Origin of the sequence: Peribacillus deserti (assembly GCF_016909175.1) — a bacterium.
GTDB classification, from domain to species: Bacteria; Bacillota; Bacilli; order Bacillales; family DSM-1321; genus Paraperibacillus; species Paraperibacillus deserti.
On record NZ_JAFBFI010000004.1, the window covers coordinates 104066 to 117024 of the forward strand.

The following is a 12959-nucleotide window of genomic DNA, read 5'->3' on the forward strand; positions in this document are numbered from 1 at the left end:
ATCTGTATTAAAAATCAGGGCTGATCACAATGTTTGGTCGCTTCCCTCTACATTTGGAGCAGCTGTATCCATCGATCTTTCAGCCAGCTCAAGCTGGACTTCTTTTTCATCCCTGTCTCTTTTAAGCTTTCTTATATCCCTTCTTAACGAAAAAACCTTAAGGAGCCCCAGGCATCCGACTATGATTCCTCCCATTAAAGCAGAACTTAGAATAACTACAATAAGAGGCAGCCTGGATGTTCCAAAAAAATAGTCCACTGTTACATTGTCTACATTTATGACAGCAAAGGCAGATACAAGAAGAGCAAATGCTAACGCTATAATAAACATCCCCTGTACTTTCACTATGATTCCCCCTTTCATCCAGTTCGACACGACTAATTTTCCCTAATAATGATAGATAAAAACTAGATCCTTCTGAAAATAAAAAAACCTGCAGAACGGATGGCCGTTTTACAGGTTCATAATGTTTATACTTGTGGTTCAGAGCTGCTCTTTTTCTTTTCTACAAAAGTAATAAGGCTTCCTTTTTGTTTAATTTCCTTTTCTTTTAAGTCAAGCCAGATTTGTGAGGCAATGAAAAGGGACGAGTATACGCCGCATATTAAGCCCATAAGCAAGGCAAAAGAGAAGTTAAACAGCGATCCGCTTCCAAAGAACAGAAGAGCAATAACAGGGATGATTACCATTAACACTGTATTAACCGAACGGCCAAATGTCTGCCTTAAGCTCAGGTTAACAATATCTTCAAGCTCTTCGATGTTTTTAATCTTTCTTTTCTTTTTCATATTTTCTCTAATCCGGTCAAACGTAACGATTGTATCGTTGATTGAATAACCGACAATCGTTAATACTGCAGCGATCAAAGTGATATCTACCTCTAAACGCAAGAGGCTGAAAACGGTTATGATAAAGAATGCATCATGCAGTAAGGCCAGAACAGCAGGGAAAGCCATTCTCCATTCATAGCGGAAGGTCACATAAATGATAATGCCTATAGACGCTATGATCAATGCAAAGAAAGCATTTTTGGCCAATTCCTTGCCTATAGTAGGAGACACCGTACTGATGGAAGGCTCTGAGCCGTATTTATCATCAAAGTGGTCTTTCACCTTGGAGATTTCTTCCTTGCTGAGAACTCCCTGTAATCTTGCTACAGCGATTGTGTTGTTATTTCCGGATAATACGACGTCGTCTGCCTCAAAATCAAGGCTCTTAAATTCTTCTTGAATTTCTGATGTGGTAAGAGCTTTATCCGATTGAACTTCAACACGTGTACCGCTGGTAAAATCAATAGCCAGATTTAGTTTAAATACCAATAGGAAGATGATTCCTATTACAGTCAATGCTATTGAAAAAATATAGAATTTTTTGCGGTGTTTCACAAAATCAATTTTATCAAATCTAGTCGGCATGCTAAAAGGATCAGCAGACTCTTTAAGGTCGTGAATGTCTTGCTTTCTTACTCCAAACCAGCCGGCTTTTTTATTCAAGAAGCCGCTTTGAACCCATAGTCCAAGCAAGATTCTTGAAAAGAATACGTTGGTCACAAAGCTTAATAGAATAGCGATGATTAACATAGTAGCAAAACCTTTTACAGAGCTTGTCCCATAGACAAAAAGAACACCGGCTGCTAGTAACGTGGTTAAATTCGCATCAAGAATGGTAAGGAATGAATTCTTATTTCCTGCAGCAAACGCGGATTTAATAGTGCGCCCTATCTTAATCTCATCTTTAATCCGTTCATAGGTGATGATATTAGTATCTACCGCGATACCTACTCCAAGCACTAAAGCTGCAAGTCCAGGAAGCGTCAGTACACCCTGCATTAACTGGAATATTAACAATGTCAGGTAAATGTAGGCAGCAAGTGTAATGACTGCAAGGAAGCCCGGAAAGCGGTAATAAGCAATCATAAACAAAAATATAGCTGCTATCCCGATTATTCCTGCTTCAATGGTCTTATGCAGTGCCTCTTCACCAAATTTTGCACCAACGGAAGTTGAATATTTTTCCTCCAATTCAACCGGCAGTGCACCGGCATTAAGAAGATTTGCAAGCTCTGTAGCTTCTTCCATTTTGAAATTACCTGTAATAAAAACAGTGTTTTGATCAATAATTTTCGTAACGGATGGTGCCGAAATCATATTGTCATGCGTAGCCGTTTTTTGGAAAGAATCTTTTCCTTCCTCAAAATCCAGCCAGATCGCAAGAACATTTGTAGGCGGCGCCATTTGAGCTATGGTCTGAGTAATTTCCTTAAACTTATTTGCATCCTTTAAAGTGACTTCTACAGCCGGAGTATTTTCATAGAATGACTGTTTTGCCCCGTTTGCTTTTAAATCTGCTCCGCTCAGCATGACCTTATCATTAAAGTCCCGGAAAGTAAGTTTTGCCTGGGTAGATAAAATTTCCCTGGCTTTATCCTGGTCTTTCACACCTGCTAACTGCACACGGATGCGGTCTTTTCCTTCTATTTGGATATTAGGCTCGCTGACACCCAATACGTTTACGCGCTTTTCTAAAGCACCGGCAGTGCTTTTAAGTGTAGCCTCGGTTACTTTTTGTCCTTTTTCAGGCTTTACTTCATATAAAACCTCAAAGCCGCCCTGTAAGTCCAATCCAAGGTTAATCTTGTTTAAAATACCTTTTGATGTGGTTCCTATAGTTGCTATTAATGCAAGCAACAAGATAAAAAAGGCAACGATTCTAGCTCTTTTTACCATTCTGCTTTTGCCCCCTCTTTACTTTCTATATAGTCTCACTTGCTGATGAAACAAAAAACTATTCCGCATCACTCCTAACATCCAGTAATATCTCATTATTAAGAAACCTGGCATTTGCCAGGCATGTTTTTTGCGGCATATACCTCATTCTTATAAATGGCAGGAAAAGCCATACAAAGACCATTATGAGTTAATTTAAAAGTACTGTCAATTTGGTTTAGCAGGCCTTTAGGATCAGAATAACAGCTCTTTCAGTTCCTTCTTCCCTTCTTCACTTAATAGTGTAGGCTGTTTAAACGCCTCGATCGTGGTGAAATTCATATATTCACTTACCGTTAAGGAAAGGATATCCTCCACGACTTCAAAAAGAAAAACCTCTTCTTTAGGGCGTTTCCATTTTTTATTCGTTAGAAACAGCCAGAGCTCATCTTCTTTTACATCACCATAGCCAAGGAGGGAAAACTCATCCAGCTTACATTGAAGTGCAGGCTGTACCTTTTCTTTAAAGTGCTGGTATGGATGCTCGTTCTTCATGGGAAGCGCCCCTATCGATTATTATTTTGCCTTTAGGAAACTATGTACTGCATCAAAGCCAATCTATCCGCTAAAGCGGACAGACGGAATATGAGGAGCTGTAGTGCCTGTATGATCTTTTTCCCTGGACATGTCATGCTTTGTCCACCTGCTTGCATATAGTTAATTGTATATGAAATGACTATTTTTGAGAAGGCAGGGATTCATGTTGTCAAAGTTTCTAAAAGGAACCATGATTCTTTTGGCCGCTGGCTTAGTTACAAGAGTTCTAGGATTTATAAATAGAATTGTTGTCGCTCGTTCTATAGGAGAAGAAGGTGTAGGCCTATTCATGATGGCATTTCCGTCTTTGATCCTTGTAATATCCATCATTCAGCTTGGCTTGCCGGTCGCTATTTCTAAATGTGTTGCAGAAGCTTTATCGAACAAGGATGAAAAGAAGGTTAAGAAAATATTGGTTGTTTCGTTAAGCGCAACGGTTGGGTTATCCATTATCTTCACACCGATTCTCCTTTTTCTAGCACCTTTGCTCTCTAAACACTTGTTTACTGATTCTAGAATTCTATATCCCCTCGTGGCCATGGCTCCCATTATTCCGGTTGTGGCAGTTTCATCCGTTTTAAGGGGTTACTTTCAGGGCCGCCAGAATATGAAGCCTGCCGCTTATTCACAAGTACTAGAGCAGGTTGTCCGCATTTCGCTTGTAGCATTTCTAACCGCTAAGTTCCTTCCTTATGGCGTAGAATATGCCGCAGCCGCCGCTATGTTTGCTAATGTAGTAGGGGAATTAATTTCGTTGTTGTACCTATTGACCATGTTCAAGATGAAGAAGCATTTCCGATTCCGTAAGAACTTCTTTCAATCTGTTAAATCCGGAAAAAGCACGTTCGGCGAGCTTATGGAGGTTGCTCTGCCTACAACAGGCGGAAGGCTGATAGGATCGCTCTCCTGGTTTGTCGAACCAATTGTGGTTGCACAGAGCCTAGCCATTGCTGGTGTAGCTTCCTCCCTTGCCACAAAGCAATACGGGGAATTAACAGGCTTTGCCCTGCCGCTTTTAATGCTGCCATCTTTTGTTACCTATTCCTTATCGACTTCGCTGATACCGGCAATAAGCGAAGCAAATTATATCGGAAACACCAGGCTGGTGGAACACCGGCTCCAGCAGGCTTTAAGGTTTTCCTTTATTACAGGTGCCTTGTCAGCTTTAGTTTTATATATATTAGCTGACCCGCTGATGGAAGCACTTTACGGGACATCACACGCTGCTGTTTTCATCAAATTTCTCGCTCCGTTTTTTATCTTCTCCTATTATCAGGCGCCGCTGCAGGCTACCCTTCAGGCTCTAAATTTAGCTAAAGCAGCCATGTACAACAGCTTGATCGGGGCTATTTTGAAAACAGCTGTCATTTTCATTTTTGCATCGCAGGAACAATTTGGGATTATGGGTGCAGCAGCAGGCATTGCGGTTGGTACAGTGCTTGTAACGATGCTCCATTATGCAACCATCATGAAGAGAATTAATATGAGCATACATATCCGCCCTTATTTCTTTACCTTTTTAATAATGGTTCCAGCCGGGTTCATCGGACATTATTGTTATTATGAACTTTTGGCGGATATGGCACCTAACCTAAAACTTATTCTTGCCGTAGTGATCATGACTGCCATATTTGTCAGCCTGACCTTTTTCTGCAAATTAATCAGCAAAGAGGAAGCCAGGAGAATCCCCCTATTTGGCAGGCTGCTGCTGCTTGTTTTTTTTAGATAAATTCCGCCTTAATCTTGTTCTACATGACCGCTGTGGAGAATATGCTTGTACTGACCATACAGTAAGCAAAAATCGTTATATCTGGGGCTGAATATTTTCTAAAACATTTCCATTATAGTAACCATAAAAGGAGTGGAATCAGGTGGAATCAAGGAAAATGGGGAGTGCGTTACTTTATGGCGTTAGTTCTATTTTTATATTAGCGATTGTATCCAGTTTTATTTTTTCTATCTTGCTGCGATTTACTTCACTGACAGAATCTTCACTAACGTACCCTATCATGATCGTTTCATTTATATCTATGTTCGTTGGCGGTTTTATCAGCGGAGGAAAAGGAAAAAAGCAGGGCTGGCTGCTTGGAGGAGGTACGGGGCTAGCTTATGCAGCAGTCGTCCTTCTCTTCCAATATCTTGGCCACGATTCTTTATTTTCTATCAAACAGCTGGTCTACTACATTTGTTTTATGCTTACATCGATGATGGGGGCTATTCTTGGGGTTAATTTAAGCGGCGGTTCCGATTAAATATATAAAAGCGGCATCCCTGAGAGGAATGCCGCATTTTTAGTATAGAGAATTGAGCTTATATACAGGCACCGTTCTCCGCTTTTCTTGTTGTCCAGCTCCAAGCTGAGACCCTCGTGTCATAAGCCAATCAGTCCATGAGAAGAAAAGCACTTCTCACAGCCTGCTCGTCTTATGCAAGTCGGGTCTCTGCCTGCCTTATCCGCTTAGTTGTATATTCATTAACACTTCATCATTCAGTTTACAATTAGTTAGTATAGGCAGGCACCGCTTTTCGCTTTTCTTGTTGTCCAGCTCCAAGCTGAGACCCTCGTGTCATAAGCCAATCAGTCCATGAGAAGAAAAGCACTTCTCACAGCCTGCTCGTCTTATGCAAGTCGGGTCTCTGCCTGCCTTATCCGCTTAGTTGTATACTCATTAACACTTCATCATTCAGTTTACAATTAGTTAGTATAGGCAGGCACCGCTTTTCGCTTTTCTTGCTGTCAGTGAAAAAATAAAAAAGGCTGAGCACTAAGCTCAGCCTTTCTACATGTATAAGTGCAGAAAAGCACCGTTCTCCGCTTTTCTATTTGTCTAGAGAAACGCTTTTCTCTTGAGCTTTTTCCGTTACTTCACGGACAGCAGCTCTGTCGTATGTAAGTCTGCTTCCGTCTCCGCAGCGGATGACCATTTTGTTTTCATCAAGAGAATCCACGATACCGTGAAGCCCTCCGATGGTAATGATTTTATCCCCTTTAGCTAAACCGCCCTGCATACTCTGAACGGCTTTTTGGCGTTTTTGCTGTGGACGAATTAATAAGAAGTAAAACAAAACAAACATCAGCAGCAATGGTATTAGAGAACCTAAAGAACCCATGTTAATTCCTCCTTTCTTTTTTTACTATTAAAAGTTTTTAGCATCAGGTTTGTTAAATCCATAACGCTCGAAAAATTCTTCTCTGAAGTCTCCAAGGCGGTCTTCTCTGATAGCCTGTCTGACTTGCTCCATTAAGTTTACCAGAAAGTGAAGGTTATGGTAAGTCGTTAAACGAATTCCCAGTGTTTCTTCACAGCGGATAAGATGGCGGATGTAAGCTCTTGAATAATTCTGGCACACATGACAGCTGCAATTTTCATCAAGAGGTCCAAAATCTTTAGCATATTTAGCATTTTTAATAACGACACGGCCATTGCTGGTCATTAATGTGCCGTTTCTGGCAATCCTTGTAGGAAGCACACAGTCGAACATATCTATTCCTCTGATTGCACCGTCAATTAACGAGTCTGGTGAGCCGACACCCATCAAATATCTTGGCTTATCAGCAGGCAATAATGGAGTAGTAAATTCGAGCACTCGGTTCATTACGTCCTTTGGTTCACCTACAGAAAGGCCGCCTACTGCATATCCTGGGAAGTCTAGAGATGTCAGGTCCTGTGCACTCATTTTTCTTAGGTCTTCATATTCGCCGCCCTGGACGATTCCAAATAACCCCTGGTCCTGCGGGCGGTTATGGGCCTGCAGACAGCGTTCAGCCCATCGCGAAGTGCGTTCAACCGACTTCTTCATATATTCATGGGTAGCAGGGAATGGAGGGCATTCATCAAACGCCATCATGATATCAGAGCCCAGGTCATTTTGAATGTGCATGGCCTTTTCAGGCGATAAAAATAGTTTATCCCCATTCAAATGGTTTCTGAAATGGACTCCTTCTTCTTCGATCTTGCGGAACTCACTTAAAGAGAACACCTGAAAACCGCCAGAGTCGGTTAAAATGGCCTTATCCCAATTCATAAATTTGTGAAGGCCGCCAGCCTCCCTTACTATCTCATTTCCCGGCCTTAACCAGAGATGATACGTATTGCTTAGGATAATGCCCGCCCCGATTGCAGTTAATTCTTCAGGCGACATCGTTTTAACGGTGGCTAATGTTCCTACTGGCATAAATACCGGTGTTTCAAAGGAACCGTGCGGGGTATGCACAATACCCAGACGGGCTCCGGTTTGTTTACAAGTTTTAATATGTTCGTATCTTATAGGATTCAAGTGGTGGATCTCCTTCCAAAGGGTGCAAGTCTATCAGCGGATAAACATGGCATCTCCAAAACTAAAGAAACGGTATTTCTCTTCTACCGCTGTATTATAAGCTTTTAATATAGGTTCTCTCCCAGCAAGCGCACTTACCAGCATGATCAGGGTCGATTTTGGCAGATGAAAATTTGTAATCATGCCATCAATTGCTTTAAATTCATACCCTGGATAAATAAAAATATTCGTCCAGCCGCTGTCTTCCTTAAATACTCCTCCGCTTTTTAAGGCAATAGATTCAAGAGTTCTGGTCGAAGTGGTTCCAACCGTTATTATTTTTCTTCCCTTATCTTTTACATCATTTAAGAGACGGGCAGTGCCTTCTGTCATTACATAATATTCCGAATGCATTTCATGCTCATCAATATCCTCCACACTGACAGGCCTGAATGTACCAAGACCTACATGGAGAGTAATAAAAGCGACATGGACTCCCATTTCCTGAATTTCAGCCAATAATTCCTCTGTAAAATGAAGACCTGCTGTCGGCGCGGCTGCTGAGCCTCTTTCTCTGGCATAGACGGTCTGGTATCTGTCTTGATCCTCCAGCTGTTCTTTTATATATGGAGGGAGAGGCATTTGGCCTAATTCTTCCAGCACTTCATAAAAAATGCCTTCATATTGGAAATCCAGAATTCTCCCGCCATGCTCGCCCACATCCTCACAGACAGCCTTTAATTGTCCGTCGCCAAAAAGAATTTCAGTTCCCTCTTTGATCCTTTTAGCAGGTTTAACCAGTGCTTCCCATTTATCCCCTTCCTGCTGCTTAAGAAGGAGTACTTCAATTTTCGCACCAGTATCTGCTTTAATACCAAATAACCTGGCAGGAAGGACCTTCGTATCATTCAGAACCAATACGTCTCCTGGCGTTAAGTAATTCTTGATATTTTTAAAAATTTCGTGAGTGATTTCCCCGGTTTCCTTATCAAGTACCATTAATCTGCTTTCTGTTCTCTGCTCAAGCGGTGTCTGGGCAATCAATTCTTCCGGTAAATGAAAATCAAATAATTCTACTTTCATCCTTACAACTCCGTTCTTTCAAAGCTGCCTTCTATCTTAAATTATGGAAAACATATTAAATGACGGGCAGTAAATACTGACTAGGATTTTCTACGATTGAGATTTAAAGGCGGATGCTCCCCTGCCGACTTTACTATAGCATGAAGAAGCCAGGCTATTAATAAAATGGCACCGGTATGATCAGCATGCTGGAAAAATCGTCATCATGATGGAATCTCCATATTGAAATGTTCATACACCAGATGTGTGGCAATTCTGCCGCGTGGAGTTCTTTGCAAAAATCCTATCTGCAGCAGATAAGGTTCATATACATCTTCAATGGTATGCGATTCTTCACCAATCGTCGCTGAGATCGTATCGAGGCCTACAGGACCACCCCGGAAGCGTTCAATAATCCCTTTAAGTAATTTATGGTCAATATGATCTAATCCTAAACGGTCAACCTGCATTAATTCAAGCGCATGGTCAGCAAGTACAACAGTGACAAACCCATCCCCTTTTACCTGCGCAAAATCCCTTACACGCCGCAATAGACGGTTGGCTATCCTGGGTGTCCCTCTTGACCTTCTCGCTATTTCATCTGCCGCCTCATCGGCGATATCTGTATCAAGTATTTCTGCGGTTCTGATTACAATCTGTTTCAGCTGTTCTACTGTATAATATTCCAGCCTGCTAAGTACACCAAAACGATCCCGAAGAGGCGCAGACAGCGAACCCGCACGCGTCGTTGCACCTACCAGCGTAAATGGCGGAAGGTCAATTCTTACAGATCTGGCTGATGGCCCTTTTCCAATTACAATATCCAGGCAGAAATCTTCCATAGCTGGATACAGCACTTCTTCGACGGTTCTCGGCAGCCGGTGAATCTCATCAATGAATAGAACATCACCAGGCTGCAAGGCACTTAATATAGCCGCCAGATCGCCGGGCCTCTCTATGGCGGGTCCGGAAGTAGTCCTTAAATTAACTCCCATTTCATTGGCAATAATAGCCGCGAGCGTCGTTTTCCCAAGGCCCGGAGGTCCATACAATAGAACATGGTCAAGCGTTTCTTCGCGGATTTTAGCAGCTTCAATAAAGACTTCCAGGTTCGATTTTACCTTTTCCTGTCCAATATACTGCTTTAAATTCTGAGGACGCAGACTTAATTCATAGGAAATTTCATTGAGATCAGCTTCCTGTTTAACAATTCGATCCTCCATGCCGATTCCCCCCTATTTTAGCAAGGTCTTTAACGCCCGCTTAATATACTCTTCGGTAGACAGATTTTCTTTGCTAAGCTCTTTCGCCGCTTTCTGTGTTTCCTTATCTGAATATCCCAGAGCCTTAAGAGCGAGAAGCGCCTCTTCCAGCTCTTCAGAAAAACTGCCTGATGAGTAGGAATGAGATCCTTCATTGAACAGATTAGGAAAGAATTCGGGAACAATGTGTTCAAGCTTTCCTTTCAGGTCTAGAATCATTTGCCGGGCCGTTTTTTTACCTACTCCCGGAAATTTCACCAGGAATTTTTCATCTTCATTTTCAATTGCCTGGACTACCTGCTGAACCTGCCCTGAAGCCAGGATAGCGAGCGCTCCTTTAGGTCCTATTCCGGTAACGTTCAAGAGCTTTGTAAATAAAGCCTTTTCTTCTCGGGATTTGAATCCGTAAAGCGCCGCAATATCTTCTCTTACATAATGATAAATATAAACGGTTACACTCTCACTGCCTTTATTCGTAAAAACAAAAGGATTAGGTGTCATGATTTGATACCCGATCCCATTATTCTCAATAACTATGTATTCTGGCGCAATATAATCAACCGTACCTTTTATAAAATCGTACAAATACTTTCGCTCCTCTGATTTGCTGTACACCATTTTACCATACAATTCAGAAGAAGTTTATAAAAACATGGACAATCCATGAACATTTGTTCGATATAAATTACAGCAGAAACTTATTATTGCCAATGGGGCTGATCAAGCGTCTGCTTCAATGCGCGATAGTCGGGCCTCTTTGGGCGGAAAATTTGCTTCTTCGCGCGATAATCCGGCTCCTTTGCGCGGAAATACTGCTTGCGCGATAAAAAGTGCGGGTTATTGCTGGTTCTTTGTGAAAAGACCGAACTTTTCTGAAATATTTCCCCAATAAGAAAGGCTGCCCATTAGCAGCCTTTAGTATTATTTGGTATATGATTTGAATGTCTCAAGAACATCATCATATTGTTTCTTGTCAGATATTTTGATTCCGTCATAAAGCTTTTTCTGTGTTCTGCCTTCAAGCTTCTTAATATCAAGCTGAAAAAAGGATTGGATGATATGGGATTCACTGGGCCTGCCATTGAAAATGGATAGTGTTCCATCATCACTTAAACCAAAATATCCATTCGTTTTTAAAAGAGGAGAAATGTCATTAAGGTGTTTTTGGAAAATAACCTGTTTATTATTCTGAGAAATCAGCTGCCAGCCGGTGTACTGCGCCCAGAAATCTTCCATTGACCAAATGGTTTCCGTCAGAGATTCTTCACTGATATCTCCATCCACATAAACCCGCTGTAATATAACTTCCCTTATGATAGGGGGGCCGCTATGCTTCGAAATCAATATCTGCGCAGACTTGATTCCAGGTGTTTTCTCTCGAACTATCTCAGCCGAGGCTGTTTGTGAAAAGCTTATTAGAATGAACATACAGCTTACTATTATAGTATACATTTTCATAGAGATCACCTTTGCACATAGGACTTTTATGTGTATTCTCTCCCTTTTTGCAAAAAATATCCATTCTTCCACAAGATTTATTACGAAACATAAAAAATTGCTGATGCACGAATTTCGAATCTCCTTGCCCAGCTGCACATATATTGTTACAGATACAAAGAGAGGAGGGCCTAAGGATGCAGCAGTCGGACAGAAGAAGTGAGAGATACCCTTCAATTAGAGTAACCGGGTTTGGCTCTGTTAGTGTACAGCCGGATAAAGCTTCTTTAATAGCTGGAGTTATTACGGACGGAAACTCTGCAGCAGCGGCCCAGGCTGAGAATGCTTCAAAAATATCTGCCGTAATCGCAGCCATTATTAAGGCAGGTGTACAACGGCAGGACATACAAACAAGCGAGTACAGAATTGATATCCTCTATGACTATGTTGAAGGGAAACAAGTATTTAAAGGCTATAGAGTAACCCATTTGCTCAGCATTTCTTTCCTCAATACAGCGCTGACTGGATCCGTTATAGATGCTGCGGCAGCGAATGGAGCCAATTCTATTTCTAATGTTTCCTTTCAAGCTTCCAATCCCTCTGCGTTTTATCTCAAGGCTCTTTCACTTGCAGTACAAGATGCACAGAATAAAGCAGTATCAATCGCCATTTCTGTACATTCAAATATCATGCCAGAACCTCTGGAAATAATTGAACTAACAGATATGGAACCTCAGCCAAGAGTGCTTGGGCTTCAATCAACCTCTTTGCCGGCAGCTGCTACACCTATTGAACCCGGCCGAACGCAGATTACAGCTAAAATATCAGCCCTTTTTCGTTATGGGCGGACTCTGAAGCCATAAACATAAAAGAGCAAGGCTCCTTAGCTTTGCTCTTTCTAGTTTAAAGCACTTCTGTCATTTGCGGACATTTTGGAATAAATCCTTTAAATCAGAATCAACAAGAGTCCTCGGACCTCCGTCTCTTAATTCGTTATCGAGGGTATCGATCCGGTTGTACGTACCCGGGTCTGTTACAACTGTAACTTCTTTGCCTCTGGCTGAATTTTCCAGTGTCCTTTCCAGCTCTTTACTCGTTTTTTCTTTATTTTTATTCTTAAACAGAATCACAGCGACTATGGCTCTGTCTTGATAGACCGCCGCTCTCGCTGTACTTACATTATGATTTTGGATCGCCGCTCTTTCAAGCCGTTCTGTCAATTTTCCATCATAGGCCGTGTAATAAGACGAACGAACATCCATGGCCCCTCCCTGCTTATTGTTTTTCCCCAAATGGTCGTGATAATTTTGATCTCTTCTACTGTGACCATCTCCCTGGTAGACCGCATTATCGGGATGTGAAGGATAGTCTTCTTCGTTAGCTCTATCTCTTTTACCAGTACCTCCATACAAAAGACGGGGAATAATACCATCCTTGCTATTGGTTACGAAATCTTTTTCAGTATTATAAACCGGATGGTTTCCAGCGGCTCCATATTCTGTGTTATTCTCTCCACCGCAGCCGCTGAGGAACAGCAAAACGAAAGCTGCTGCAGCCAAGCTGTATTTTTTGATCAACAGAAAAACCCCCTTTATAGACACCGAGCACTATGCTCACTAATAGTATCTATAAAAAAGGG

General features: G+C 41.7%; 13 protein-coding genes. 3 read left to right on the forward strand and 10 right to left on the reverse strand.

The genetic code is table 11. From position 1 onward, the window contains the following. Positions 1-24 precede the first annotated feature (24 nt). The 3 genes from JOC77_RS06170 to JOC77_RS06180 form a co-directional block, all read right to left on the reverse strand. The gene (locus tag JOC77_RS06170) at positions 25-345 is read right to left on the reverse strand and encodes a lipopolysaccharide assembly protein LapA domain-containing protein (protein WP_204540293.1); all 321 of its coding nucleotides are present in this window, start codon (positions 343-345) and stop codon (positions 25-27) included. A 125-nt stretch (positions 346-470) separates the two neighbouring features. Next, positions 471-2726, reverse strand: a complete 2256-nt coding sequence (secDF, locus tag JOC77_RS06175) for a protein translocase subunit SecDF (protein WP_204540296.1) — start codon at positions 2724-2726, stop codon at positions 471-473. A 234-nt stretch (positions 2727-2960) separates the two neighbouring features. Next, positions 2961-3260, reverse strand: a complete 300-nt coding sequence (locus JOC77_RS06180; RefSeq protein WP_204540299.1) for a post-transcriptional regulator — start codon at positions 3258-3260, stop codon at positions 2961-2963. A 208-nt stretch (positions 3261-3468) separates the two neighbouring features. Here JOC77_RS06180 and spoVB point away from each other — a divergent pair, with 208 nt between their 5' ends. Both spoVB and JOC77_RS06190 read left to right on the forward strand, forming a co-directional pair. Further along, the gene (gene spoVB / locus JOC77_RS06185) at positions 3469-5031 is read left to right on the forward strand and encodes a stage V sporulation protein B (RefSeq protein WP_204540661.1); all 1563 of its coding nucleotides are present in this window, start codon (positions 3469-3471) and stop codon (positions 5029-5031) included. A gap of 142 nt (positions 5032-5173) precedes the next feature. Further along, positions 5174-5554 (forward strand): TIGR04086 family membrane protein, encoded by a 381-nt coding sequence (locus JOC77_RS06190; protein WP_338047188.1) that lies wholly within the window; start codon positions 5174-5176, stop codon positions 5552-5554. Positions 5555-6122: 568 nt separating this feature from the next. Here the strand turns inward: JOC77_RS06190 and yajC are convergent. The 6 genes from yajC to JOC77_RS06220 form a co-directional block, all read right to left on the reverse strand. Beyond that, on the reverse strand, positions 6123-6413 hold the full coding sequence (gene yajC / locus JOC77_RS06195; protein ID WP_204540302.1) for a preprotein translocase subunit YajC: 291 nt from the start codon (positions 6411-6413) through the stop codon (positions 6123-6125). A 27-nt stretch (positions 6414-6440) separates the two neighbouring features. Beyond that, complete coding sequence (gene tgt, locus JOC77_RS06200; protein ID WP_204540304.1) at positions 6441-7580, reverse strand: tRNA guanosine(34) transglycosylase Tgt; 1140 nt, start codon at positions 7578-7580, stop codon at positions 6441-6443. Between the two features lie 33 nt (positions 7581-7613). Continuing rightward, positions 7614-8642 (reverse strand): tRNA preQ1(34) S-adenosylmethionine ribosyltransferase-isomerase QueA, encoded by a 1029-nt coding sequence (gene queA, locus JOC77_RS06205; RefSeq protein ID WP_204540307.1) that lies wholly within the window; start codon positions 8640-8642, stop codon positions 7614-7616. A 203-nt stretch (positions 8643-8845) separates the two neighbouring features. Continuing rightward, positions 8846-9844, reverse strand: coding sequence for a Holliday junction branch migration DNA helicase RuvB (ruvB, locus tag JOC77_RS06210; RefSeq protein ID WP_204540310.1), 999 nt, complete (start codon positions 9842-9844; stop codon positions 8846-8848). Positions 9845-9856: 12 nt separating this feature from the next. Then, a complete protein-coding gene (gene ruvA, locus JOC77_RS06215) occupies positions 9857-10468 on the reverse strand; it encodes a Holliday junction branch migration protein RuvA (RefSeq protein ID WP_204540313.1) in 612 nt (203 codons plus the stop codon). A 336-nt stretch (positions 10469-10804) separates the two neighbouring features. Then, positions 10805-11341 (reverse strand): intercompartmental signaling factor BofC, encoded by a 537-nt coding sequence (locus JOC77_RS06220; protein WP_239558627.1) that lies wholly within the window; start codon positions 11339-11341, stop codon positions 10805-10807. A 176-nt stretch (positions 11342-11517) separates the two neighbouring features. Here JOC77_RS06220 and JOC77_RS06225 point away from each other — a divergent pair, with 176 nt between their 5' ends. Then, on the forward strand, positions 11518-12183 hold the full coding sequence (locus tag JOC77_RS06225) for an SIMPL domain-containing protein (RefSeq protein WP_204540317.1): 666 nt from the start codon (positions 11518-11520) through the stop codon (positions 12181-12183). Positions 12184-12237: 54 nt separating this feature from the next. Here JOC77_RS06225 and JOC77_RS06230 read toward each other — a convergent pair whose 3' ends face one another. After that, positions 12238-12897, reverse strand: a complete 660-nt coding sequence (locus tag JOC77_RS06230; protein WP_204540320.1) for a YhcN/YlaJ family sporulation lipoprotein — start codon at positions 12895-12897, stop codon at positions 12238-12240. Positions 12898-12959: the final 62 nt, after the last annotated feature.

Coding starts and splice junctions, on each gene's coding strand:
- secDF (WP_204540296.1), bottom strand. CDS start 2,726: ATGGTAAAAAGAGCTAGAATCGTTGCCTTTTTTATCTTGTTGCTTGCA.
- JOC77_RS06180 (WP_204540299.1), bottom strand. CDS start 3,260: ATGAAGAACGAGCATCCATACCAGCACTTTAAAGAAAAGGTACAGCCT.
- yajC (WP_204540302.1), bottom strand. CDS start 6,413: ATGGGTTCTTTAGGTTCTCTAATACCATTGCTGCTGATGTTTGTTTTG.
- queA (WP_204540307.1), bottom strand. CDS start 8,642: ATGAAAGTAGAATTATTTGATTTTCATTTACCGGAAGAATTGATTGCC.
- ruvB (WP_204540310.1), bottom strand. CDS start 9,844: ATGGAGGATCGAATTGTTAAACAGGAAGCTGATCTCAATGAAATTTCC.
- JOC77_RS06220 (WP_239558627.1), bottom strand. CDS start 11,341: ATGAAAATGTATACTATAATAGTAAGCTGTATGTTCATTCTAATAAGC.
- JOC77_RS06225 (WP_204540317.1), top strand. CDS start 11,518: ATGCAGCAGTCGGACAGAAGAAGTGAGAGATACCCTTCAATTAGAGTA.